This is a genomic window from Streptococcus sp. 4094, from assembly GCF_013277125.1.
In the GTDB taxonomy this organism is placed as follows: Bacteria; Bacillota; Bacilli; order Lactobacillales; family Streptococcaceae; genus Streptococcus.
In genome coordinates, this window is sequence record NZ_VMMI01000005.1 from 52,061 (window position 1) to 77,120 (window position 25,060).

The following is a 25,060-nucleotide window of genomic DNA, read 5'->3' on the forward strand; positions in this document are numbered from 1 at the left end:
GACTATGCGTTTTTTTGATTCTAAAGACTTTCTGCCCACCTTAAACAACTAACAAAAGTTATAAGTAGATTTTATTTTAAAATTCGTGTTCTAACAACTATTTCGATTGGTTAAAACTTTCAATCTTTCTTCTCCAGATTTAAGCATCTCTTTCTCTACCTGACTCCACTCCCCAAACAGTAACTCATGAAGAACATTTGCTGCTGAAGTTGTATTTTCTTTTGAATCATATACACAGCTTCTATCTCGTTGGTAAATTTGAATTCTTTCAAAGATAGCTAGTTCTTCCAATTGTCGTGTATTATCAACTAGATGATTTACAATGAAATCATGATGTTCTTTTGGAGTTGCGCGTGCTTGATTTGGATTGATAGCGTACAGTTCTTCGTATCGGATAAGAGTGCTCAGATACGACAATTCGGGCTTTGTTGCGATTAAAGCTAATTGTACTTCATATCCCTCACTTTTCAAGAGTTGTACTGTTTTCTTTGGAACATCAACTGTTCGTAAAGTTCCCTCAATCAAAAGATTGTATCCCAAATGACTCAATTCTGTTACTAAAGACTCTACCATTTTCCCTGCAAAATCTTTGGTGTATTCTACACTATCTTTGCCATATTCTTGCTGCAGTTCTAAATAGTGTGGATGCTGAGAACGAAAACTATCACCATCTATGATAACAATATTTCCTTGAAATTCTTTCTGTTTAATACGATGAATTGTAGTCTTACCGGCACCACTTTGCCCTACAAGCAAAATCGCTATAGGTTGCTTACTGGATTTTTTTCCTCTTGTCAGTGAACGAAGATTCCGCGCTAAAGCATGTTTGAATTCACTATCAGTATAATCTTGGATTTCCATTAGGCTAGCATCCGTTTTTCAGATATCTCTAACATACGTTCAATTCCATCCAAATAGCCGCTATATCTCTCTATTTCATCAAAATTTTCTACTAAATAGATATTCGTATGAATCAAGTCAGATAGATCATCACTCATTAAAATCCAAGGATTAGATTCATCATCAATGCTAATTCCCTGACTATCTTGATAACGATAGAGTCGTGATAATAGATTAGCTCCTCTTTCTTTCATAATTTCAATTTTTAAAGTCAATTCATAATCTTCAACAGGATTAAGCATTTTATCTTCTCCTACAATATCGACATAAGATACATTAAACTTTTGACAAATGATGTCTATTAGTTCCGTAGAGACTGAACTCGTTCCATTTTCATACCGACTCAGACTGTTACGTGAAATACCTACAATCCGTGCAAATTCGAGTTGGGTTAAGTCATGTGTTTTACGTAAGGATTTTATGTTCTTTCCAATCATGGGAGACTCCTTTCATTTGATAATACCATTATAACATTTAGAAAAATTAAACGCACCATTTTTGGTGCATTATTTATTATTTTTCCTAAACCTCTCTAAATTCTTCTCCAATTGTTCCTTATGAAGTTGATTCTTAGCTTCCTTTAATGTGTCATCCAAAGTTTCTTCTCTGTAAGTTGCTTCTGTTTTTAGCTGTTCTGATTCTTGATCTGGAGTGAAAATAATATCTAGCAGTCGGTCTATTTTTTCAAGATCTTGGACAGACATATCAGATAGTCGATGAATTAGCTTCTTAAATATATCACCATTGTCTTGGTTTTTCTTAAAAAATGTTGTAAACATCTATAACCTCTCAAAAAGAGCCTGGGACAAAATAGTTCTCGACCACAAAAAAGCTAGAGATTTCCAATTGTGGAACTCTAGCTTTTTAATTTTGAGTCATTCTCTTATTGTATTTTAGGAGGTTATTGGCCATAAGTACCAATCCCATGTCAATTCTCACTTGACGCTTGCCTCTCAGATTACATCTCTTGTAACCCAAACAAGCCTTTATCTGCCCAAAGACAGGTTCCACATCAATCTTGCGTTGAGCGAAAATCTGTCTACCTTGGGGAGATAAAAGCGCCTGACATTCTTTAGCTTTCAAGTTTTGATAGCGTTCGTTTATATACAGTCCCTTTTGAGGGGCTGATTCAGGTTGATCAGTGTAGTAAACCTTGGTTTCCTGTTGAAAGTCTCTGTCTGTGTTTTCTGTTGTTTGATATGGTGAAAACGATAACACTAGCCATCAGGATGTATGTAGCTATCTTCCTTGTTATCATAGTACCAATTCGCTAAGTTTCTAGCTGACTGTTTATACCCTCTCTTCTGTTCCTTGTCAAACATGGCATATTTAATCAGATGATTTACCTCCTTTTCATCTAAACGAAGGAGGTTCTCTTCACTTCCATATCCAGCATCTGCGACAACTGTCTTCAATTCATGTGGATAGGTTTCAAGGAATGGCAGAAGAGTCTTGGTGTCTGTCGGATTTGAGAAGACATCATAGTGAAGAACAAATTGATTTTCCGTAGCGATTTGAAGATTATAAGCAGCCTTGAGTTGGCCATTTTTCATATGGTCTTCTTTCATTCTCATAAAAGTGGCATCTGGATCAGTTTTGGAAAAACTGTTACGCCCTTCAAATGTCTCCTGATAGCTCTCATATTTTTCAGCACGCACTGAAAAATCCTCCTTGACTTTACGCAAGACTTTCTTGAGTTTACGACGTTGGGTTTTACGTTCATCTTTCCCTTTAACGGGTGTCTCCTCAATGTCCTGGTTCAATTTTTTCAATTCTTCTTCAAGGACTTGAGCGAATGCAAGCAACTGCTCTGAGGATATAGGCTCTTGTGTATCCAGTTCGATAGCCTGATGGATAAGGGGGGTGATTTCTTCTTGAAAATAGACTTGTATCTGTTCTTGAAGTTTGACGGAGAATCTCTCTGTCGCTTTCTTCCACACGAAACTATACTTGTTGGCATTGGCTTCAATCTTAGTCCCGTCAATAAACAGACAATCTAAGGTCACTAACTCTTCCATTTTTAAACGAAGATTGAGGTCGATGACAAGATTACGTATGAGTTCTTCCATCCCTTCAGCTACACGAAAACGATTGATGGTGCGATAGCTGACAACCAACTGCCCTGTTAGGTACTGCATAGCCAGATTTTCAACCATCATTTTTTCAATTTTTCGACCAGAGAAAATCCCTTGTGAATAGGCAAATAGAAGAGTAGATACAAGCATTTTAGGGTGATAAGACGGGCGACCAAAGGCATGATAGAAGGCGTGGAAATGACAATCCTCCAAGGTATTTACCACTTTTTCAATAGTAAAGACGAGATGATCTTGTGGCAAGAAAGAACTGATTTCTAGTGGTAAAGTTGTTTGATTTGTGTTATAGTGAATATGCATGGGATAGCCTTTCTAAATGGTTTATTAAGCAATTCTATTTTACCAAGACTATCGCAACCAATCGAGTAGGGGATAATCTCTAGCCCCTCTCACACCACCGTACATGCCGTTCGGCATACGGCGGTTCAACTAACTTTTAACGCATGTCGTTCAAGGTAATAATCCAAACACGAAACCAGTCCACGTTTTTCAAGGACTGGTTTTGATATAGCACGTTTAAGTACCGACTTCTGAGCTACTAATTGGTAGTGGTCGCCCCAGCCAGATACCTTATCTGCTATCCATTTAGGAACTCCTAACTTAAGCAATCCCCATAATCGTCTCGATTTCTTCTTCCATTGCTTCCAGATAATCACTCGTAGGCGAGTACGCAAGCGCTCATCTATGCTAGCGACTATGCGCTTCATATTTCCCAGCGAGAAATAGTTTATCCATCCTCGAATAGACAAATTCAGTTGCTCAATACGTCTTGTTAAGTCTATACTCCATTTCCTCTGTGTTAGTTTCTTCAATTTAAGCTTAAATCTCCGAACACTATCTTGATGGGGACGACTTTTCCAACCATCTGATGATTTCCAGAACCCAAAACCTAAGTATTTCAACTCTCTTGGTCTGGTAATCTTAGTCTTGGTCATGTTTACTTTCAAACCTAGTCGTTTCTCAATAAAACGACTGACTGAATACATCACACGCTTAGCGGCTGCCTCGCTTCCGACCGTAATCACACAATCATCTGCGTAGCGCACAAATCGAAGTCCCCTCTTTTCTAATTCCTTGTCCAATTCATTAAGCATAATATTGGATAAGAGAGGAGATAAATTTCCTCCCTGTGGTGTACCAACTAGCGTTTTATGACGCTGACCATTAATGATAACACCTGAATGAAGATACTTACGAATCAAGGATTCCGTATCTCCGTCTTCGATAATATTATGTACTAAGGACATCAATCTATCTTGAGGAACCGTATCGAAAAATTTCTCTAGGTCTATATCCACTATCCACTCATAGCCGTCATTTAAGTACTCTAAGAGCTTCATGATGGCTTTTTCACATGACCTATTTGGTCTGAAGCCATAACTCGTATCTGAGAAATGAGGTTCACAAATAGGGTTAATGACTTGAACAATGGCCTGTTGAATCATTCTATCCATAACTGTTGGAATTCCTAGTTGACGGATGCCTCCGTTTGGTTTGGGAATCTCAACTCTGAGAACTGGTTGAGGCTTATATTTTCTCTGTTTTATCAGTTCCTTAGTCAAGCGCCAGTTTTGTCTGAGATAATTATCCATCTCTTCGATAGTCATTCCATCAATCCCAGCTGAGCCTTTATTGGATTTTACTTGATTGTAGGCTTCCAGCATATTTTCGCGTGATAATATCTTATCTAGCAATTTTGACATGTGCGTATTCCTTTCTTGTTTTGGTGCCTGAGGGACATCTTATATTGGTGAGCCTTCATCTAGTCAATACGTGACAGACTCCAGTTCTATCAGACCACTCGTTTTACAGACACAAGTGAAGTAGGATTACTTCAATTAGTTGTTCACCCCTTCGCTCCACTTCCATTACAGAAGTTTCCTCACTACTATGGGTTCGGCTGACTTCTCATGATTCGTTGTTACTACGCTTTCAGCGCTCATGAGACCTCACGGGATAAGTCATACATCTTTCCTCGTTTACTCTCGTGATTTACGCATATAGGTTACGACTACCTTTTTGGACTTTGGAGTTTGAAGCCCCCTTATCCGCTATATACGCCTTACTATCACGTTCCTGTTCGTAGAGCCACGATTTCGCTATCCCTTCCTCTCCCCGCTACCTCACGATAGTCAGGCTTGGGAATCGCTATTGGGTTCACCGGTAGCGGGTGCCCACGGAGGACTTACACCTCAGATGCACGACATGCCCGTCGTACTGCAAAAAAGCAACGGCAAATCCGTTGCTTTTTTTGGAGATAAGGGACTATTGTCCCAGACTCTCTTTAGATAAATATTTATCGTTGTATTCATTTTTCCGATACGCAAACGACATCTACAAATACATATACATCTATGTGCCTTTTTAGGACTTTTTTGACGTCAAAATTGCCTTTATCTACAAATACAAAATGCTTGTAAAATAGCTTAAAATCAAGGATTTTCACCCTCTTGTTCGTTGTAGCAACACTACACACTCCACGTGTGCTAATAGTGCCTACCTATACTATCAAACGAAATGTGGTTAGTCAAATTTAGAATAATAGTATGGAATGAAATTATTTATCTTTATTTAATGCTTTTAGAAGCAGTCGCTCTGTTCTTGAAGAATAAAGATATTTTCTTAACGAATCGCTTACTCTCTTAAACCTGTATAGCAACTCCAATTCGTCATAAATAGACCAAGATAATCTAGACAGTTCCTCTCTCCTCGTCTTCTCAATTTGCTCTTGAGTAAAGTCACACGAAGAAGTAACACGATTATCCAGTTTAGAACCCATCCCTTTTTTTGTATAGAAAGATCTTTCGATTTTTTCTTCTTCATTTAATAAAGGAAAATCAAAAAAATAAAGATACCAAATATCAAATCGTTTAACTGAAAATATTCGTGTATATTTCCTTAATCTATCACTAGATAATTTACTCATAATTTCTCGAAACTCAGTCAAATCAGTGATCTCAACAAATCTAAATGTCTCAATATCTCCAGATATATAATACTGCTGCTCAGCTAATGATATATAATTAGGAACCTCTTTTTTTAAAAATATCTCAACAATTGAATCTTGACATTCAATTACATAATTAAAATTCTCAGATAATTCATAAATATGATTATCAATCCAAATTAATAATTTTTCGTACAATAAGACAACTTCTTCAAAATATTTACTATTTTCCTTATCAATTATTTTTCGAACATCACGTTTTTGACTATAGAAATAGAAGAAAAATACGATTGGTAATATAGTCATCAAAGCTACAAGGGCTGGTAAACTTGAAAAGATATCACTAACATTTACTTTTATTTGTAAAATACCTATTAGAAATTCTTTAAGCTTATGCAAATAATAGACAAAATCTACTTTCAATATCCTCAAAGAGAAACAAGCAGACAAAAATGCCAAGACCATAGGTGTACTTATTATAAGTCTAAATATATTAAGTGATAGCTGAGTCAAGGAGAGTTTCGATATCCCTATCCAAACTGAATTTTTTTCAGAGCTACCATAAGTTACCCAACCTACACGTAATAATCGACTTAGTCTTAACAAATAATAATTTAATCTAATTGTGTAAAGTGCAATACTCACCTTTTTCGCTCTTATCGCCCATTGCCCTAGTTTACTCAAACAAGAACTTACTCCACTATATAACTCAATGATTGCTAAATCATATATCACTAATATAAAGAGTATTTCTAACCAAAATATAATAGTTAATGAAAATAAATTCCTTTGCGAAACTTCTAAATTAGTAGACACAACTAAATTCACTATAACTTGCCAAAAAAATATTAATAATACTATCGCTATAAGCAACAAGATAATTTTATATATTTTATTAAACTTCATACCTTCAACTCTTTCATAAATTTATTTTAATCTGTTAGTCTCTAAAGTCTCTATAATTTCTTCCTAATAATCTTACTCATCACAAATATACAACATTGCATTAAAAAGCTTCAAAAACTCTTGTTCTTCGATTTCTTTCTCCCTCCGACCATGTCCAATCATATGTAGATTTGGTTCATCAAGTATAAACCTATTTGTATCTAAAAAAACAGACGAACAATGTATTAAGCATATTTCACTTAACGACTTCTGGATAAATATAGTATCAGTTTCTTCAACGGCTTTAAATCCTACGAGTATTCTCTCTTGAAGAAGTCCTTTGTGAAACTCTAATTAGTACACCATCAATAACCAAATTTCCTAAAGTGCATGCTACATAAAAATTTTGATTTAAATAGTACTCAACTATTATTTTTTCTAAGGGTTCTGAGTAACATTCCGATTTTTGCAAGTCAATTATAGAATCCCCATGTCTTAACTTTTCTCTAAGGAATTCCGTCTATTCTACTTCAAGACATTCCATTCATCAGCTAAACACGAGGTAAAAGCATTCTTCTTTGCTTTCTAATAAATAAAAGTGATAATAATTTTGAATTAATAATATAAAACTATACTACATTTCCCAAAATGGCATAACAACATTGGTAAAGTTATCACTCCTACAACCCTTTGATTTATTACACTGTTCACAAGTAAGTTGCCAATTTGATGGATCATTATTTCCTCCATTTTGTAAAGGGATGATATGGTCAAAGTTTTCCTTTGTCACTGTTGTATGTGCTTTTGAGAGGTCACAACCACAAATAGAACATCTATTCTTATTCCTATAGATTATTGTATTCTTTAACCAAGCGGGTACATATTTCGCTCGATACAAAATACCATTTTATTTGAGTGTTTCAGGATACTTATCTTTTTTATTTTACCGATATACTGAGCACATTGGATATTAAACTCATATAAGAAATTTTTGTTCCAAAATAAATTAGTAAAGACATCATTTACAAAATGGTCAAGCGCAACTTTTAAAAAAATGTTAAATAACTGAGACGCGTATTCTTCTAACTCTTCTGTAGAGTCATCATAAGCAAATTCAGAAATATCCAATCTCCCTACTTTAGAATAATCAATATCATAATTTTCAAGAATTGAAAACATTTCTATTATTCCTACTACTGGAAAATGCTTATCAAGCAAATATTCTATAGAATAAACCACAATGTATTCTATGTATTTATGTATCGTTGTAACTTTTTGTGGTTTAATTCAACACTCTAATACGTCTTCATAATAATCTTCTAACCAAAAAAACACATCTATAGACTGATCAGTGTCAGTACTTGATTGAATAACTAATGAAGCATACTGCATTACCACATTTAAATTTGGATTAGATATATTACTCATATTTCCCTCCGTAAAATACATTAAAAACAATGATTTCTACAATTGTTATTACCTTACATCTGTTCTATTAAATTACCTTAGTAATTCAGACTTACCGTATCATTTCGTCGGTTTCCCTCCTTATTCTACGAGTCCTATCCCATGGGCGGAGCATCTACTTCTACTTCACTGATGACTCAGCTCGTACAAGCAGTGATACCACATCAACATGATGCGTTTGTGGGACTCAAAAGGTTCGGGGAACCTTTTGAGGATTAACTGCGTTTCTCCAACAAGCTTACACACTCAACATGGTGCGTTTGAGGAAAAAGATCCACCGGCTGGACTTTTTTCAACTCATATCCCAATTCTTGGTAAAGTTTGATATCACGCGCCATGGTTGCGACATTGCATGAGATATAGGCGATGCGGTCTGCTCCTGTTTGGCTACTTGCCTTGATAAAGCTTTCTGTGAGTCCTTTTCTTGGTGGGTCCACTAGGATAAGACTTGGTTGAATCCCATCTTTGAGCCAATTTTTCATAGCATTTTCAGCTGTGTCACAAACATAGTGGGCGTTTGAGATATTGTTCAGTTGAGCATTCTTTTTGCTATTCTCAACCGCTTCTGGAATTACCTCAACACCATAGACTTCCTTGACATGTTTCGCAACAGAGAGGCCAATCGTCCCGATACCAGAATAGGCATCAATGACCACATCATCTGATTTTAATGCTGCAAAGTCAATGGCTGTTTGATAAAGTTTTTCAGCCATTTCAGTATTGACTTGGTAAAAAGCGGGTCCAGAGATTTGGTAGTCATTTCCCAACATTTGGTCAGTAATATAGTCTTGACCATAAAGGGTGCGCCATTCCTTGCCAAAAATCGCATTGGTGTTCTGATCATTGATATTTTGCATAACCGACACAATCTCTGGGAACTGCTTGGTTAATTGTTCAATCAATTGGTCAACACGAAAAACTTTGGGACGAGTTGTTACCAAAATAACCATGATTTGGCCAGAATAGTGTCCGCGACGCACCACAAGGTTCCGAATCAAGCCAGCTTGTTCCTTTTCATCATAAGGTTTCAAATCATAACGGCGGAGCAAGTCGCGTAGGGCTACTACTACCTCGTCAATCACAGGATCTTGGATAAAGAAATCTTCCAGAGGCATGAGGTCGTGCGAATTCTTACGGAAAAATCCTGTTTCTAAGGCACCATTTACTCTACGAACAGGGACCTGTGCCTTGTTGCGGTACTTGACTGGATTTTCCATGCCGAGTGTTTCAGCAACCTCTACATCTGCAATTCCAGCAATCTTATATAGACTGTCTTTGACTTGTTTGGTTTTAAACTTGAGCTGTTCTGGATAGGAAAGGTGTCCTAAATCAGCAATTCCTGAACGCAGGTAAGCCAAATCTAGATCTTGATTACGGTGTGGTGATTGGACAAGGTATTCTTCAACTTTACCAAAACCAATCTTTTTATTGACCTTGAGAACTCGCATAAGGATATTTTCAGTTGGTAAAGCATTCTCTACAAAAAATACCAAACCATCCACCTTTGCCACGCCTGAACCTTCATGGGTCAAATCAACAATTTCAACTTCTACAATATCATTTTTCTTTAACATTCTCTTCTCTTTCTATTGGCCGACAAAAAAGACGGCAACGTTGCGGTTACCATCTATTATACCATGAAATTTCTTAAGAACCAAAACTCTTGAAGAAGTTGACAATGGCTTGCCAGAGGGAGCTTAAAAAGTTCCCGCCGTCCTCTAGCGCCTTATCCGCATCAAAGTTAAGGTTGATATTTTTAAAACTGTCGCCAGCTTGTGAAACAATACTTTGTTTAAGGTCATTCAAGGTTTTAGTGAAGTCTGCATTGCTGAGGATATCACTCTTTGAAAGATTCAAAGCAAAATTGATGATAATATTGATTTGGTTTCCTGTTATCACCTGATCAAGTTTGTAATTTTTCAAGGTATCTTCAACAATTTTACGGACATCTTCCTCTGTCAGATTTCCCTTGCTTTCTTTAGCTTTGGCGAGTGCTGACTTGATATCGGCTAGGGCAACGTTTAATTTATTAGCATCATAGCCAGTTTTGTCCTTGTTTTCAGCATTGATATCGGACAAAGCCTTTAGCTCTTCTTGAGCCAAGTCTTTATTCGCTTGTGGTACCTTGGCTCCATTAGCTTCCAGCGAATAATAAATCCCTGCTAAAGCACTTTCTCCTGTAACTGGAATGGGTGCTGCTACAGTGATTTTGGCATGTTCCATACCCAGCGTTACTGCTGCGTTTCGGTACATATCCTGAGTCACCTTAGTGATATTTTCTGGTGTTTCAATCTTGACCTCTAAAGGCGACTTGTCACCCAGTTTTTGAATCTTGGCTGATGAATACAGTTGTAAGCTAGAGTCATTTGCCACATTCATGATTTTAGAATAGACATCAGGCGTCATAGTCTTGAGTTCTTTAGTATCTGTTGAGGCATTGTAGCCTAGTTTTTTTAGAGTTTGATTTTTTTGATCTTCAGACAATGAAGAACCTAGGACATATTCAGGTTGGACGTAGGTTTCATCGATAACTTTTTGAACATCTGTTGCTGCATGGACGCTATTCATAGCTGTTACTGCCCACAAGACCGCAGCACTAGTCAGAAAGAGTTTCTTTCTCATTGGGAATTTCCTCCTTTACCTTTCTAGAGTAATATATCTATCTTAAAGAAAACTTATAAAAAACACCTGGACTAGCCAGATGTCGAAAAGAGAGTGAAACATTTGATGATGTAAAGGTTGAGTTGCACCTGTCTAGAATAATAATAGTTCCCTCCATTTACATAGAGTTCGGCTCCATGAAAAATGGAAATGGGGTGAATATAACTATAAGTCTTTCCAGTGGTATTGCCAAGCAAGGGAGCAACAGTCTCACGAGAGTACTGTTTGGCCAGAGCCAAGGTGTTTTCCTTGCCGTTTTGGGCGATAAAATCGATATAGGCAGGTCCAAAATTATAGGCTTGAACAGCCGTCCAGACATCAACCCCCTTCTTCTGGGCCAGATAGAGATTGTCTGTCAGAGTTTGAACGCCTTGGCGAATGCTAGAGGAATTATCATTGATGGTGTTGGTGGAACCACTTGCAGACTCACTAGACTGCATAACATCGCCTTCTTTTCCTTTTGTTTCAGTATAAATCATAGCGAGCACAAGCTCTTCGTTTGCTGGGGTGTCTTTTTCACTCAAGATCTCTCGCACCATGGGTTGGTAGGTCATGACTTGCTTGACATCTTGGTGAACACGGTAAGCTTTATAGCCAGCAAAAAGGAAGACTGCTAGTACAAGCACTCTTAGAATTCGTTTAAACATTATTTACTTTGAATATCCTCGATATTTTTGATTAAGATAGAGTAGGTTCCATTGTCGTTTTGGATAAACTCAACAGACTCGGCGTCTTGATAGACGTTATTGGGAACGATGAGTTCAATTCCATTTGACAAGGAAAGTTTTTGGTTTTCAAATTTCTTTAATTGGCGACTGGCATCAATTTCATCAAATTGAACAGGTTCTGGGACAGCTTCTTTAACTTGGTCAATAAAGCTCAAACGAGCCGTCAGATTGTTGTCAAAAAGGTCGTTGGCCAATTTTTCAGGTGACAACTCATTGCTTTCTTCTAGGTTGTTGAAAATCGCTGATTTGACCTTAGATTGAAATTGAAAATCATCTGTGTTAAAAGTCTCAGCAATGCGCTGGGCTGTTTTTTCCAGTTCTTTGATAGATTTCTTAGGAGAAATCTTAGGAGCGACAGCAAGAAGATTATCTGAAAAATAGTTCAAAAAAGTCCCGTTGTACTTGATTCGTTTTTCAATCAGATGGTACTTGCGACTCTGAAGATTAACCACCAAGGCCTCATCAGCCCCTGTTCCAAATCCAGGCAAGTTATTCTGAGTCAGCTTGATTGGATTATCAACTTCTCCTCCGAGGTGGGTCAAGGTCTCCCGCAGAGCAATTCGCAAGAAAGCGAAATGTTCCACGCCTTCTTTAGAAAATTGCACAAAAATCAAGTCATTGGTCTTGAGGTTTTCAGAAATACTGAACTCTTCTTTCCAGAGATTAGCCAGTGTTACTGATGTCTCCAACAAATCGTCTGTGATATGATTGAAGAAGGGATTTTCTTCCTCGAAAATCCCAGTCTTAGCTTCATCTGAATACACACGTTCAATTTTTTTACGCAGGTATTCTTCGATTTTTGGAGTAATATTGAGAAACTTATCCGCTAGGAACAGCTCGGTATCATCCGGACTGAACTGGTGAATAATGGCTTTCTTAATATAAATGTCCATAAAAGTTTTAGTCCTCGTATAGTGGGAAGGCATCTGTCAATTCTTTGACTGAACTTCTCACTTCTTCTAAGACAGCTTCATTTTCTGCATTCTTGAGAGTTTTAATGATGAGCTCAGCCACTTTGCGACTTTCTTCTTCACCAAATCCACGCGCAGTAATGGCTGCAGATCCGATACGAATCCCACTTGTCTTGAATGGTGACAAGGTTTCGTAAGGAATTGAATTTTTATTTAGGGTAATATTGACTTCATCCAGCAAGTTTTGAGCAACTTTTCCGTTTTCTACAACCTTAGTCACATCCACTAGGAAGAGATGGTTTTCAGTCCCACCAGAAATGATACGGAAATCAGGATCTTGCAAGAAGACTTCTACCATAGCCTTGCTGTTTTTGATGACATTGGCAGCGTATTCCTTGAAAGCCGGATCTAATATCTCTTTAAAGGAAACAGCCTTAGCGGCCACAACATGCTCCAAAGGACCACCCTGAATACCAGGGAAAATAGCTGAATTGATTTTCTTAGCTAAGTCTTCATCATTGGTCAAAATCAAACCACCACGAGGGCCACGAAGGGTTTTGTGGGTTGTGGTTGTCGTGATATGAGCGTATGGCACTGGGCTTGGATGTAGACCAGCAGCAACCAAACCAGCGATATGAGCCATATCTACCATAAGTTTAGCCCCAACGGCATCTGCAATTTCACGGAATTTTGAAAAGTCGATAATTTGAGAATAGGCTGACGCACCAGCTACGATCAATTTTGGTTTTACTTCTTGGGCTTGTTTTAAGATGGCATCAAAATCCAAGAATTCCGTTTCAGGATCCACACTATAAGAAACAAAGTTGTAGGTTTGACCAGAGAAGCTGACAGGAGCTCCGTGGGTTAAGTGTCCACCTGCTGCCAAATCCATCCCCATAACGGTATCACCTGGCTCAATCAAAGCCATGTAAGCCGCACAGTTGGCCTGACTTCCTGAGTGAGGTTGAACATTGGCGAATTTAGCGCCGAAAATTTCTTTTGCGCGTTCAATAGCAAGAGTCTCTACTACGTCTACTACATCAGTTCCACCATAATAACGGCGTCCTGGGTATCCTTCGGCGTATTTATTCGTCAAGATAGACCCTTGAGCTGCCATAACAGCCTTGGAAACAACGTTTTCCGAAGCAATCAACTCAATGTTGTTTTGTTGGCGTTCTTCTTCTTTGGCAATAGCATTCCAGAGATCAGCATCATATGCTTTAAAATCATCTTTATCAAAAATCATAGGTCTTCTCCTTTATAGTGTGACTGGTCCATTAGTTTAATTTTTTATTAGAAAATTAAACTAAAAGATGCGAATAAACCGTTTCTGCACTTTATCACAAGTATAACCAACTTTTTCATAAAATGCATGAGCTCCCAGACGATGATCGGCAGAGTTTAAGCGGATAAACTCATAACCACGTCTTTTGGCTTCTTGTTCCAACCCTTGTAGTAAACTTTTACCAATACCTTGACCTTGCGCTTGAGGTGAAACTGCTAAGGCTAAGATATTAAATCCTGCTTTGGAATAAAGTGATTCATAGACCTCAGCGTGGACATATCCAAGCAAGGCATGACTAGCTTCATCCTCATAAGCAAGTAAGAAATGATGGGGATCCTGAGATAGTCTAGCTAGTTGACTAGCCGTTTCCTCTGGACTAAAAGAATAGCCCAAAGCATCTTGGTTGATCTCACATATTGCTTTCACATCAGTTTCTCTTAAATTTCTTAGCATTTCATGCCTCCTCGAAAGAAATCTCTGGCAACTGAGCAAGAATATCGTCTCGCTTAATGGCCCCTTGGCGTAAGATTTTCACCTTGTCTCCCGACAAATCCAAAATAGTTGAATCCTGTCCAGTTAGAAAAGCATCGTCTTCCAGACCCAGAACCTCTTGGTCAAAATCCTCTAGAATTTGATTAAAGGTCACTCCACTTGCCTGACCTGAAATATTGGCAGACGGCCCAATCAAGGGCCCTGTCACTCGAATTAAATCCAGTGTGATAGGGTGACTGGGCATCCGAAATCCAACAGTTTCAAGACCAGAATTGACCCAATAGGGAACTCGGTCATTGGCTTCGAGAATAATGGTCAAGGGACCTGGTAAAAAGGTCTCGACAAGTTTTTGTAGATAAGCTGGCTGATTCTTTGAAAAGTGCAAGATAACCTCTAAAGAGGCGATATTGAGATTGAGTGCTTTGTCTCTAGGACGACGTTTGAGCTGGTAAACATGGTCAACTGCTTTTTCGTCTAGCGCCTTGGCAAAAAGACCATAAACCGTCTCTGTAGGCAGAACGACTGCTCCGCCCTTTTCCAACTCTTGTCTAATCCTGTCCATCATCAACCACGACCATCCTATCTTGACCAAATTGGTCCTTGAGTATTCGTACTCGCTTTTCAGGAAGATGTTTCCTAAAAAGTTCAGGAACACTTTGACCTTGCTTGTATCCAATTTCAAGGTAAATCTTACCACCATCTTTGAGATAGTCTTTTGCATCTTCCGCAATTCTACGGTAAATAGCTAGGCCATCCTCGTCTGCAAAGAGAGCTAGATGAGGCTCCGAATGCAAGACATTCAAGCTGACCTCTGACTCATCTTCACGAGAGATATAGGGTGGATTGGAAACAATTATATCATATTTTTCAGAAATTTCTGTAAAACAGTCAGATTTTTTTAAAAATATTTGAAGATTTTGATTTTTAGCATTTTCCTTAGCTAAATCTAAGGCATCTTGGGAAATATCTACTGCCGTCACTGACCAAGCTGGTCTATTTTTTGCTAAGGCGAGAGCAATAGCTCCACTTCCTGTTCCAATATCCAGAACTGAAAGATTCGTCTCAGGATTTTCAGCCAGGATAAGCTCCACCAACTCCTCTGTTTCTGGACGAGGGATCAATACTCGCTCATCAACTTTTAACTGCATTCCATAAAAATCTGCCTGTCCAATGATGTACTGAGCCGGTTTATGAGCTGCTAACTGTTGGAAAATTCCTTTTACAAATACTTCTTCCTCTTTTGTCACCTCTTGCTGGAGGGCAAAAACAAAGTCCGTAAAAGAGAGATTTTTCAGGCTACGATAGACAAAAGAGAGGCTTTCAGCTTCCTCTCCTTGTCCTATCAACTCTTCTTCAAAATCTGAAAATAATTGAGCTAATTTCATTATTTGTTTAATTCTTCCAATTTTTGTGTTTGGTCATAAAGAACCAAGGCATCCACAACTTCATCCAATTTACCAGACAAAATAGTATCTAGTTTTTGGAGAGTCAAGCCGATACGGTGGTCTGTGACACGGTTTTGTGGGAAGTTATAAGTACGAATCCGTTCTGAACGGTCACCAGTACCGATTGTTGACTTACGCTCAGCGTCTTGTTCATCTTGTGCAATTTGTGCAAAGTGGTCAGCAACACGCGCACGAATGATTTTCATGGCTTTCTCACGGTTTTTCTGCTGGGTACGTTCTTCCTGCATCTCAACCTTGATATTGGTTGGCAAGTGAACGATACGAACGGCAGTCGCAACCTTATTGACGTTCTGTCCACCAGCACCAGAGGCGTGATAGATGTCAACACGAAGGTCTTTTGGATCAATGTCGTATTCAACCTCTTCAACTTCTGGCATAATAAGAACTGTCGCTGTCGAAGTATGAACACGGCCTTGGCTTTCTGTCACAGGGACCCGTTGCACACGGTGGGCACCTGATTCGTACTTAAGCTTAGAGTATACAGACTGACCTGAAACCATGGCAACCACTTCTTTGAAACCACCGACACCATTCATAGAGGCTTCCATGACTTCAAAGCGCCAGCCTTGTGCTTCCGCATACTTTTGGTACATGGTTAAAAGGTCTCCAGCGAAAAGTGCTGCTTCGTCGCCTCCAGCTGCTCCACGGATTTCTAGGATGATATTCTTGTCATCGTTTGGATCCTTTGGAAGGAGTAAAATTTTGAGTTTTTCTTCGTATTCTTCTTTTTCAGCCTTGGCATCTTTGAGCTCTTGCTTGGCCATTTCTTCCAAGTCCGCATCTCCACCTGATTCCTTAATCATTTCTTCAGCGTCAACGATGTTTTGAAGGACTTGTTTGTACTCACGGTAGGCTGTTACTGTATCACGAGTTGAAGCTTCTTCTTTTGAAAGCTCCATAAAACGTTTGGTGTCAGAGACCACATCCGGGTCACTGAGCAATTCTCCTAATTCTTCATAACGGTCTTCTACAGCTTGTAGTTGATCATAGATGTTCATTTTTTCTCCTTATTTCTCAATTGTCAAATCATAGATTGCTACTACTTCGTTCTCGGATATTTCCCCAGTTTCTTTAAATCCATAACTGAGGTAACATGATCTTGCATGTTCGTTTTCTGGTTCATAAGACAACCAAAGTTTATTGCCTAAACCTGCTGGCGCTGTCCGAACATAGTCTAGTACTTTATCCATAATTGGTTTAAAATATCCTTGATTTTGAAAATTCTTATCAATCATAAACCGAAATAGTAAATAATTTCCACTACTAATTCCGATCTTTTTATCATAAGCTATCATCACAAAACCTATAATTGCATCATTATCATAAACTGCCAATGGAGCTACAAAATCTCCATTTTTAGTGTAGACGTATGCTTCAGCTAAACTAATTGCGTTGGTTGCAATGAATTGTTTTTGATATTCCTTGACATCCAAATTCAAAACATCAAAATAATTTTCCATTGTAACATCTCTTAGTTCAATTGTCATAGTTTTGCTCCTTGTTAGAGGTTATCATTGGCGCAAAATAATGTTTACGGCAAACTGAGATATAGGTTTCATTACCACCAATCTGGATCTGTTCTCCATCATAAACGGGCAGTCCATCCTGTGTTCGCAAAACCATAGTCGCCTTTTTCTTACAATACTGACAGATGGTTTTAATCTCATCGATTTTATCTGCTAAAAGCAAGAGATACTTGGAACCTTCGAACAGTTCATTGCGAAAGTCATTTTTCAAGCCAAAAGCCATGACAGGTATGTCTAACTCATCCACAACACGAGCTAGATCGTAAACATGGTGACGCTTGAGAAACTGGGCTTCATCGACCAAAACACAGTAAGGTTTTTCTGGTAGGTCTCGGATATAGCCGAAGATATCCGTCGTTTCCTCAATCGCAATGGCAGGGCGTTTCATACCAATCCGACTCGACACATAGCCAACACCGTCACGCGTATCCAGAGCCGAGGTCATAATCACAACACCTTTTCCTTGCTCCTCATAGTTATAGGCCACCTTGAGAATCTCAATCGTCTTACCAGAGTTCATGGTCCCATAACGATAATACAACTGTGCCATGTTTCTTGCTTCACGTCCATTTCTAAATTTTTGCTACATTCTAGTATATCATAATTTTCTTAAGCTTTAAACGGCAAAATGTGGTAAAATAGAAGAAATCAAAAACTAGTGGAGGAAGCTATTATGCCATTTGTACGCATCGATTTATTTGAAGGACGCACGCTCGAGCAAAAGAAGGCTCTTGCTAAGGAAGTAACGGAAGCGGTTGTCCGTAACACTGGAGCACCTCAATCAGCTGTTCATGTCATCATCAACGACATGCCAGAAGGAACTTACTTTCCACAAGGGGAAATGCGTACCAAATAAGCTAGCTTAAGCAGAAATGCTTAGGCTTTTTCAATCTCCAAGTAGCATCCATTGAAGAAATAGCCTAAATTTGTTACAATTTGAAAGGATACTTGGAAAAATTTCCAAGAAAAGAGCTATTAATTAAAGGAAACATTATGATTACACGTGAATTTGATACCATCGCTGCTATCTCTACTCCACTAGGTGAAGGGGCTATTGGTATTGTCCGCCTGAGCGGAACAGAAAGTTTTGCGATTGCGCAAAAGATTTTTAAAGGAAAAGACTTGAGTCAGGTTGCTAGCCATACCCTTAACTACGGTCACATTGTTGACCCTCAAAATGGTAAGGTCATGGACGAGGTTATGGTTGGAGCCATGAAGTCTCCAAAGACCTTCACTCGTGAGGATATTATCGAGATTAACACCCACGGTGGGATTGCGGTGACCAATGAGATTCTCCAGCTAGCTATCCGTGAAGGAGCTCGGTTGGCAGAACCTGGTGAATTTACCAAACGTGCCTTCCTAAATGGACGTGTTGACTTGACTCAGGCTGAAGCCGTTATGGACATCATCCGTGCTAAGACAGACAAGGCTATGAACATTGCAGTTAAACAATTAGACGGCTCCCTTTCTGACCTGATTAACAATACCCGTCAAGAAATCCTCAATACACTTGCCCAAGTCGAGGTGAATATTGATTATCCTGAGTACGACGATGTTGAGGAAGCCACTACTGCTGTGGTCCGTGAGAAGACTATGGAGTTTGAACAATTACTAACTAATCTCCTTAGGACAGCCCGTCGTGGCAAAATCCTTCGGGAAGGAATTTCTACAGCAATCATCGGCCGTCCCAATGTTGGGAAATCTAGCCTTCTCAACAACCTCTTGCGTGAGGACAAGGCTATCGTTACAGATATTGCTGGTACAACCCGTGATGTCATCGAAGAATACGTCAACATCAATGGTGTTCCTCTCAAATTGATTGATACAGCTGGTATCCGTGAAACGGATGATATCGTTGAACAAATCGGTGTTGAGCGTTCGAAAAAAGCTCTTAAGGAAGCTGACTTGGTTCTGCTAGTACTAAACTCTAGCGAGCCCTTAACTGCCCAAGACCGACAACTTCTTGAGATTAGCCAAGATACAAACCGTATTATTCTTCTTAATAAAACCGACCTGCCTGAAGCGATTGAAACTTCGGAACTACCTGAAGACGTCATCCGCATTTCAGTCCTTAAAAACCAAAACATCGATAAGATTGAAGAGAGAATCAACAACCTCTTCTTTGAAAATGCTGGTTTGGTTGAGCAAGATGCCACTTACTTGTCAAATGCCCGTCATATTTCCTTGATTGAGAAGGCTGTTGAAAGCCTACAGGCTGTTAATGAAGGGCTGGAACTAGGTATGCCAGTTGACTTGCTTCAAGTTGACTTGACTCGTACTTGGGAAATCCTCGGAGAAATCACTGGGGATGCTGCACCAGATGAACTCATTACCCAACTTTTTAGCCAATTCTGTTTAGGAAAATAAGAAAAATCCATGATCGTTCGTGCGGTCATGGATTTTATTGTCTTATTAGTAATCTGGTCTTAAGACACCTGTTACAGTTGCCTTGGTCGCTTCGTAGTCGCCATCTACGACGACTTTGATAATGCGTTTGGCATCTTCTTCTGGTGCTGGAACTAGAGGTAAGCGTGTTGGTCCAGCTTCAAATCCCATATAGTTCAGAACAGCTTTAACTGGAGCAGGACTTGGATAAGAGAAGAGGGCATTAACCTTAGGAATGAATTTACGCTGAATAGCTGCCGCTTTCTTCATATCGCTTTCTGCAATGGCAGTAAACATCTCGTGCATCTCATCTCCATTTGTATGGGATGCAACAGAAATAACCCCATCAGCACCAAGGTTCATGGCATGGAAAGCATCTCCATCCTCACCAGTATAGACCAAGAACTCTTCTGGTTTGTGCTCAATCAAGTAAGCCATATTAGCCAAACTAGTACATTCTTTGACACCAATAATATTTGGATGGTCAGCCAAGCGAAGCATGGTTTCTGGAGTCAATTCGACAACCACACGCCCAGGAATGTTATAGATAATAATTGGTAGGTCAGAAGCATCTGCAATGGCTTTAAAATGCTGATACATTCCTTCTTGCGAAGGTTTGTTGTAGTAAGGAACAATAGCAAGTCCAGCAGCAAAGCCGCCAAATTCTGCTACTTCTTTGACAAACTCAATAGAGTCACGCGTATCATTAGTACCTACACCCGCAATCAAAGGAACGCGTCCATTGACAATCTTTTGTACAGCCGCAAAGAGTTCCAACTCCTCATCGTGGGTCAAAGTTGGACTCTCAGCAGTGGTCCCTGCGAGGAGAATTCCGTCTGTATGATGCGCTAACAGATGCTCAATCAAGGCTGGAATAGCGTCAAAGTTGATAGAACCATCCTCATGGAAGGGGGTAATAAAAGCTGTGATGATTTTACACTCTTTTAAATCTTGATAAGACATGAAAACACCTCTCTATTTCAAAGAAGGAGTTCATCTGAACTCCTAAACGATATAACTATTTTAATTCAAATTTCAATTCAGCTGTTGGACGAACCAATCCACGTTCGTGAAGAGTTTCTGCAATCTGAACTGAGTTCCAAGCAGCACCTTTGAGAAGGTTATCTGAAACAACCCACATGTGGATTCCTTTTTCAGCATCCAAGTCTTTACGGATACGACCAACAAAGGTATCACGCGAACCCACTGCATTGATGGCTTGAGGATAAATTTGATGAGCGACATCATCTTCAAGGACAGCACCTGGGAAAGCTGCGATAGCTGCTTTTACTTCTTCGATTGGAGCCACTTCTTTTGTTTCGATGTAAACAGACTCAGAGTGAGCTGACAAGACTGGAATACGCACACATGTTGCAGATACTGCAATGCTATCATCTTCCATGATTTTCTTAGTTTCCTTGGTCATCTTCATCTCTTCGTATGTGTAATCATTGTCAGTGAAGACATCGATTTGTGGAAGAGCGTTAAAGGCGATAGGATAATGTTTCTTGTCACCGCCTGAAGGTAAGATTTCCGCATGCAAATCACGTGGTTTCACACCATCATTCAAGACTTCACGAAGTTCACGTTGTGTTTCAAGAATTGCTCCCATACCAGCACCTGAAACTGCTTGGTAAGTTGAAACAATGATACGATCCAAGCCCCATTTTTGACGAACTGGCTCAAGAGCTACCATCATTTGGATTGTTGAACAGTTAGGGCAGGCAATAATACCGTTGTGGGCATCAAGTGCATGAGCATTGACCTCTGGGACAACCAATGGTACATCAGGATTTTGACGGAAGTAAGATGTATTATCTACTACTACCGCGCCAGCTTTAACTGCGTATGGTGCATACTTAGCTGATGTAGAACCGCCTGCTGAAAAGAGAGCAATGTCAACTCCTTCAAAAGCTGTTTCAATCGTTTCTTCAATCGTAATGTCTTGGTCTTTAAATTTCAAAGTCTTGCCTGCTGAACGTGCAGAAGCAAGTAAACGAATTTTATCGATTGGAAGTGTTGATTCTTCCAACATTTTTATCATCTGAGCACCGACAGCACCTGTCGCGCCGACTACAGCAACTGTATATCCCATACATAACCTCTTTCGGAATTTTCTAAAAATTTCTATAATAGAAGTATTATACTACTTTTTCCATGAATTGCAAAGCTTTTTCATCATTTTTCGGAAAATAAAAATCCCCAATCGCTAGACTAGGGACTAAGAGGCATCTTCATGTGATGAGCAGGTTCACACAACTCATCAAGGTCCGCTCCTGCGTTATGACCTCCTTATGCTCAATAGTAGTCCGAAGACTACCTATCGACTCATCGCATCTTCTATTCTACTAAAGAGAATCACTTTTGTCAACAGACGAAACTCTTTAGTTTCATTTACACAGATGAATAGAAATATCTTTGAAACATTTGATACAGACATAACAAAAACCCTTTATTTATAAGGGTTTTCTTGTCTATTATATGCTAATTGCCGGGATTGAACCGGCGACCTCATCCTTACCATGGATGCGCTCTGCCAACTGAGCTAAATCAGCTTACTTAAGAAGTATACTATAATCAGAAAAACTTGTCAAGTTTCCTTAGAAATTTTCTATAAGAAAAAGCCAGGTAAAGGCTACCTAGCTTGTCCTGTTCTATTTGCTTAAATCAATTCGACGACCAATTTTACCGATAATAATCGCTCCAATAATCAATGAGGCAAATTCACCAATCCCTGTTGTAAACCAAGTAAGGAAGAATGGTAATTCTGCTACAATATTTAACTCTGCAGCGATAGTAAACATGGAAATTGAAAAGAGGATTGAAAAGAAGAAATGATCTTTTCGAATCAATCCGTTAAAGAGGTAATCCTTGCTGTATTTTGCAAAAAGCCAAACACCTAGACTGAGGAATACTAGGGTTGATCCACCACCAACAAAGACATCTAGCAGTCCGAAGCTAAAGAAATTAGCAATCATACAACCGATGGTAACTCCGATGATGTACTTAGGATTGTAAAAAGCCATAAAGTTCATCATTTCTGAAATACGGAACTGATAAGCACCATAGCTAATGGCATTTAGAGGCGGTGTGACAGTCAAAACGACATAGATAGCAGCGACGATTGCAATATCTGCAACATCACGAATAGTTAATTTTTTCATCTTTTCTCCTTTGGCGGTTGCCCGCGTGTAATATGCTTGGTGAAAGAAGCTAAGCACCAAGGGTTGCTTTATTCAACCCTACTAGTATAGCACAATAGCCTGCTTTATGCTATACTTAAAGCATGAAAAAACCTATTCAAAAATTTTTTAACAATGAAATCTTAGCCTATCTCTTTTTTGGCCTTGCAACAACTCTAGTTTCAATTCTCTCACGACTAGTCATTTATCAGCTAACTCATAAAGAACTCCTCGCTACTGCCCTAGCAAATATTATTGGTATCCTATTTGCCTTTATCACAAATGATACGATTGTATTTAAGCAAGCAAGGAAGAGTCGACTTATCCGTTTAGTGAAATTTTTTCTTGCCCGCCTTTCTACTTTTCTGTTAGATTTGCTCTTTACTTTTCTGTTTGTGACTCAATTCCCTCATATCATAGGGCAATTCGTAAATGAAAACATTGATAAGATAAATGCTATTGAAACAATAATTGCACAAATACTCATTATTATCATCAATTATATCTTGAGCAAGGTCTATATTTTTAGAAAATAATGTTCCATTTATGAGCCTTTTAATTGCCTTCTATAATGATTTAGGATACAATGAAACACGAAACGTTGAAAGGAAAACAGTATGTTAAAAAATCTAAAATCATTCTTGCTTCGAGGAAATGTTATTGACCTTGCTGTCGGTGTTGTCATTGCCTCTGCTTTTGGTGCTATCGTTACTTCACTTGTAAACGACATTATCACTCCTCTTATTTTAAATCCAGCTTTGAAAGCTGCTAAAGTCGAACGTATCGCTCAACTTTCTTGGCATGGAGTCGGCTATGGTAACTTTTTAAGTGCTATTATCAATTTTATCTTTGTGGGTACCGCCCTCTTCTTTATTATCAAGGGTATTGAAAAAGCACAGAAACTGACTGGCATAAAGGAAGAAAAAACTGACGAAAAAAAACCAACCGAATTGGAAGTCCTTCAAGAAATCAAAGCTCTTCTTGAGAAAAAATAATCGTTTAAAAGGATCTAGCACAAAGCTAAATCCTTTTTTCTTTACTCTTTGGGTAACTTGCCTGCTTTTTCTAGCATCTTCTTGATAAGATAAGGCATCTTGACATTCTCCCGACCTTTTTTCTCAATTAGTTTTTTCACAAATTCAGGCATTTGTAAATCTTGAGATTCAGCCAAAATGTTTTTCGTCTCATCTGAAGGAACTAACTCATCAAAGGTTTCTTCTTCTGGAAGAAATTCCTTAAACTCTTGATGTTCATTGGCTCTGACTGTATTAATCAAGGCAGCAATTAAGCGAGAATCCGTATTTGGCATTGGTGGACGATGGTAGTTGACACCCAATTCCTGACATAACTCATAACATTCCACATCATTATCAAACAAGACCTCAATATGCTCACTAATGAAGCTGATAGGAACAAAAATATAATGGTCTGGATGTTCTGTCTGTTCTCTGAGATACTCCAAAACATCTGGCTTAATCCATGGAATACCGATATCACTTTCACTCTGCCAAGTGTTGGTATATTGTTCGGAACTCAAACCTAGTTTTTCAGCGACTAACTTGCTATTTTCAAAAATTTGATCGATATAGGGATCACCAAAATCCAAGGCAAAAATGGGCACACTGTGGGCTGAAAAGATGACTTTAAAGCTATCCTGCTTTACTTCTTCTTTTAAAATCTTAGCAATTTCATCTGCCCAATAGTTTAAGAGCTCTTCTTCCTGATACCAGTCCTTAATGACCAAAAATTGAATTTGCTTGCTTTCTAAAAATTTCTCATAGCCCATGACAGAGTAAAAAGAATAATGAGGCTCCAAAATCAAGCAAATACACTGTTCAATGCCGTCTGCTTCCATCTGACCAATCACATCTGGGATAAAGGGTTTGGAAAATTTATTGGCAAAATAGACACTATATTCATTTCCCAGTCTAGCTTCTACCAAGGCAACCTCTTCACGGGTAATTCTTTGTAGAGGTGTGCCTCCAATTCGTACATAATTATCATAGAGAGTTTGAATCTCATGGTCTTGAGGTCTTACTCCACGACGAATATTTGTGAAAAAATCAGCTACACCTTCAAAGGTAATCTCTTCCGGTGAACCGAAGGTCATCATTAAAATTGCTTTTTTCATA

The 25,060-nt window shown here is 38.8% G+C and carries 25 protein-coding genes, 1 tRNA gene, 1 pseudogene and 1 riboswitch; of the genes and pseudogenes, 4 read left to right on the top strand and 23 right to left on the bottom strand.

Features of this window, described 5'->3' with window-relative positions; translation table 11 throughout:
* Positions 1-90: 90 nt before the first annotated feature.
* From pezT to HT721_RS01035, 18 genes and pseudogenes are all read right to left on the bottom strand, one after another.
* Entirely contained in the window at positions 91-861 is a 771-nt protein-coding gene (gene pezT / locus HT721_RS00945) for a type II toxin-antitoxin system toxin PezT (protein ID WP_173212391.1), read from the bottom strand.
* Positions 861-1,337: a type II toxin-antitoxin system antitoxin PezA gene (pezA, locus tag HT721_RS00950; RefSeq protein ID WP_173212389.1), complete on the bottom strand. Its 477-nt coding sequence runs from the start codon at positions 1,335-1,337 to the stop codon at positions 861-863. Before pezA ends, pezT begins: the two co-directional genes overlap by 1 nt.
* 69 nt (positions 1,338-1,406) lie before the next feature.
* The gene (locus HT721_RS00955) at positions 1,407-1,679 is read right to left on the bottom strand and encodes a hypothetical protein (RefSeq protein WP_173212387.1); all 273 of its coding nucleotides are present in this window, start codon (positions 1,677-1,679) and stop codon (positions 1,407-1,409) included.
* Between the two features lie 85 nt (positions 1,680-1,764).
* A pseudogene (locus HT721_RS00960) lies at positions 1,765-3,293 on the bottom strand (IS1182 family transposase).
* 125 nt (positions 3,294-3,418) lie between these two features.
* The gene (gene ltrA / locus HT721_RS00965) at positions 3,419-4,696 is read right to left on the bottom strand and encodes a group II intron reverse transcriptase/maturase (protein ID WP_173212384.1); all 1,278 of its coding nucleotides are present in this window, start codon (positions 4,694-4,696) and stop codon (positions 3,419-3,421) included.
* Between the two features lie 854 nt (positions 4,697-5,550).
* Positions 5,551-6,846 (bottom strand): hypothetical protein, encoded by a 1,296-nt coding sequence (locus HT721_RS00970; RefSeq protein ID WP_173212382.1) that lies wholly within the window; start codon positions 6,844-6,846, stop codon positions 5,551-5,553.
* Positions 6,847-7,689: 843 nt separating this feature from the next.
* Positions 7,690-8,064, bottom strand: a complete 375-nt coding sequence (locus tag HT721_RS00980) for a hypothetical protein (RefSeq protein WP_173228709.1) — start codon at positions 8,062-8,064, stop codon at positions 7,690-7,692.
* A gap of 443 nt (positions 8,065-8,507) precedes the next feature.
* Positions 8,508-9,866 (bottom strand): 23S rRNA (uracil(1939)-C(5))-methyltransferase RlmD, encoded by a 1,359-nt coding sequence (rlmD, locus tag HT721_RS00985; protein ID WP_173212376.1) that lies wholly within the window; start codon positions 9,864-9,866, stop codon positions 8,508-8,510.
* A gap of 73 nt (positions 9,867-9,939) precedes the next feature.
* Positions 9,940-10,914, bottom strand: a complete 975-nt coding sequence (locus HT721_RS00990) for a DUF1002 domain-containing protein (RefSeq protein ID WP_173212374.1) — start codon at positions 10,912-10,914, stop codon at positions 9,940-9,942.
* Between the two features lie 71 nt (positions 10,915-10,985).
* Entirely contained in the window at positions 10,986-11,600 is a 615-nt protein-coding gene (gene pmp23 / locus HT721_RS00995) for a cell wall hydrolase Pmp23 (RefSeq protein ID WP_173212372.1), read from the bottom strand.
* Positions 11,600-12,574, bottom strand: a complete 975-nt coding sequence (locus HT721_RS01000; protein ID WP_049495770.1) for a nucleoid-associated protein — start codon at positions 12,572-12,574, stop codon at positions 11,600-11,602. Before HT721_RS01000 ends, pmp23 begins: the two co-directional genes overlap by 1 nt.
* Before the next feature lie 7 nt (positions 12,575-12,581).
* Positions 12,582-13,838, bottom strand: a complete 1,257-nt coding sequence (gene glyA, locus HT721_RS01005; protein WP_119919535.1) for a serine hydroxymethyltransferase — start codon at positions 13,836-13,838, stop codon at positions 12,582-12,584.
* Positions 13,839-13,898: 60 nt separating this feature from the next.
* On the bottom strand, positions 13,899-14,330 hold the full coding sequence (locus HT721_RS01010) for a GNAT family N-acetyltransferase (protein ID WP_119919536.1): 432 nt from the start codon (positions 14,328-14,330) through the stop codon (positions 13,899-13,901).
* 1 nt (position 14,331) lies between these two features.
* The gene (locus HT721_RS01015) at positions 14,332-14,934 is read right to left on the bottom strand and encodes an L-threonylcarbamoyladenylate synthase (protein ID WP_173212370.1); all 603 of its coding nucleotides are present in this window, start codon (positions 14,932-14,934) and stop codon (positions 14,332-14,334) included.
* The gene (gene prmC, locus HT721_RS01020) at positions 14,918-15,754 is read right to left on the bottom strand and encodes a peptide chain release factor N(5)-glutamine methyltransferase (protein WP_173212368.1); all 837 of its coding nucleotides are present in this window, start codon (positions 15,752-15,754) and stop codon (positions 14,918-14,920) included. The genes HT721_RS01015 and prmC overlap by 17 nt, the downstream gene beginning before the upstream one ends.
* Complete coding sequence (gene prfA, locus HT721_RS01025; protein WP_049478744.1) at positions 15,754-16,833, bottom strand: peptide chain release factor 1; 1,080 nt, start codon at positions 16,831-16,833, stop codon at positions 15,754-15,756. Before prfA ends, prmC begins: the two co-directional genes overlap by 1 nt.
* A 9-nt stretch (positions 16,834-16,842) precedes the next feature.
* Positions 16,843-17,322 (bottom strand): GNAT family N-acetyltransferase, encoded by a 480-nt coding sequence (locus HT721_RS01030; RefSeq protein WP_119919539.1) that lies wholly within the window; start codon positions 17,320-17,322, stop codon positions 16,843-16,845.
* A complete protein-coding gene (locus HT721_RS01035; protein WP_084863496.1) occupies positions 17,312-17,911 on the bottom strand; it encodes a thymidine kinase in 600 nt (199 codons plus the stop codon). Before HT721_RS01035 ends, HT721_RS01030 begins: the two co-directional genes overlap by 11 nt.
* 123 nt (positions 17,912-18,034) lie before the next feature.
* On the opposite strand from HT721_RS01035, the gene HT721_RS01040 reads away from it, so the two are divergent.
* Both HT721_RS01040 and mnmE read left to right on the top strand, forming a co-directional pair.
* Positions 18,035-18,217, top strand: coding sequence for a 4-oxalocrotonate tautomerase (locus tag HT721_RS01040; protein WP_001117401.1), 183 nt, complete (start codon positions 18,035-18,037; stop codon positions 18,215-18,217).
* Between the two features lie 137 nt (positions 18,218-18,354).
* Positions 18,355-19,728, top strand: coding sequence for a tRNA uridine-5-carboxymethylaminomethyl(34) synthesis GTPase MnmE (mnmE, locus tag HT721_RS01045; protein ID WP_119919540.1), 1,374 nt, complete (start codon positions 18,355-18,357; stop codon positions 19,726-19,728).
* A 45-nt stretch (positions 19,729-19,773) separates the two neighbouring features.
* On the opposite strand, the gene dapA is transcribed toward mnmE, so the two are convergent.
* The 4 genes from dapA to HT721_RS01065 form a co-directional block, all read right to left on the bottom strand.
* Positions 19,774-20,709 carry a 4-hydroxy-tetrahydrodipicolinate synthase gene (gene dapA, locus HT721_RS01050; RefSeq protein ID WP_000121608.1) on the bottom strand — a complete coding sequence of 312 codons (936 nt, stop codon included), beginning with the start codon at positions 20,707-20,709 and terminating at the stop codon, positions 19,774-19,776.
* 55 nt (positions 20,710-20,764) lie between these two features.
* Entirely contained in the window at positions 20,765-21,841 is a 1,077-nt protein-coding gene (locus tag HT721_RS01055; protein WP_173212366.1) for an aspartate-semialdehyde dehydrogenase, read from the bottom strand.
* 387 nt (positions 21,842-22,228) lie between these two features.
* Positions 22,229-22,301: transfer RNA gene (locus HT721_RS01060), tRNA-Thr, on the bottom strand.
* 99 nt (positions 22,302-22,400) lie between these two features.
* Positions 22,401-22,910, bottom strand: a complete 510-nt coding sequence (locus tag HT721_RS01065; protein ID WP_000737071.1) for a QueT transporter family protein — start codon at positions 22,908-22,910, stop codon at positions 22,401-22,403.
* Positions 22,908-23,004, bottom strand: a riboswitch (PreQ1 riboswitch). It overlaps the preceding gene by 3 nt.
* A gap of 28 nt (positions 23,005-23,032) precedes the next feature.
* On the opposite strand from HT721_RS01065, the gene HT721_RS01070 reads away from it, so the two are divergent.
* Both HT721_RS01070 and mscL read left to right on the top strand, forming a co-directional pair.
* Positions 23,033-23,464 carry a GtrA family protein gene (locus HT721_RS01070; RefSeq protein WP_173212365.1) on the top strand — a complete coding sequence of 144 codons (432 nt, stop codon included), beginning with the start codon at positions 23,033-23,035 and terminating at the stop codon, positions 23,462-23,464.
* Between the two features lie 81 nt (positions 23,465-23,545).
* Positions 23,546-23,923 carry a large conductance mechanosensitive channel protein MscL gene (mscL, locus tag HT721_RS01075; protein ID WP_000916792.1) on the top strand — a complete coding sequence of 126 codons (378 nt, stop codon included), beginning with the start codon at positions 23,546-23,548 and terminating at the stop codon, positions 23,921-23,923.
* 41 nt (positions 23,924-23,964) lie between these two features.
* Here mscL and hemH read toward each other — a convergent pair whose 3' ends face one another.
* Entirely contained in the window at positions 23,965-25,059 is a 1,095-nt protein-coding gene (gene hemH, locus HT721_RS01080; RefSeq protein ID WP_173212363.1) for a ferrochelatase, read from the bottom strand.
* Position 25,060: the final 1 nt, after the last annotated feature.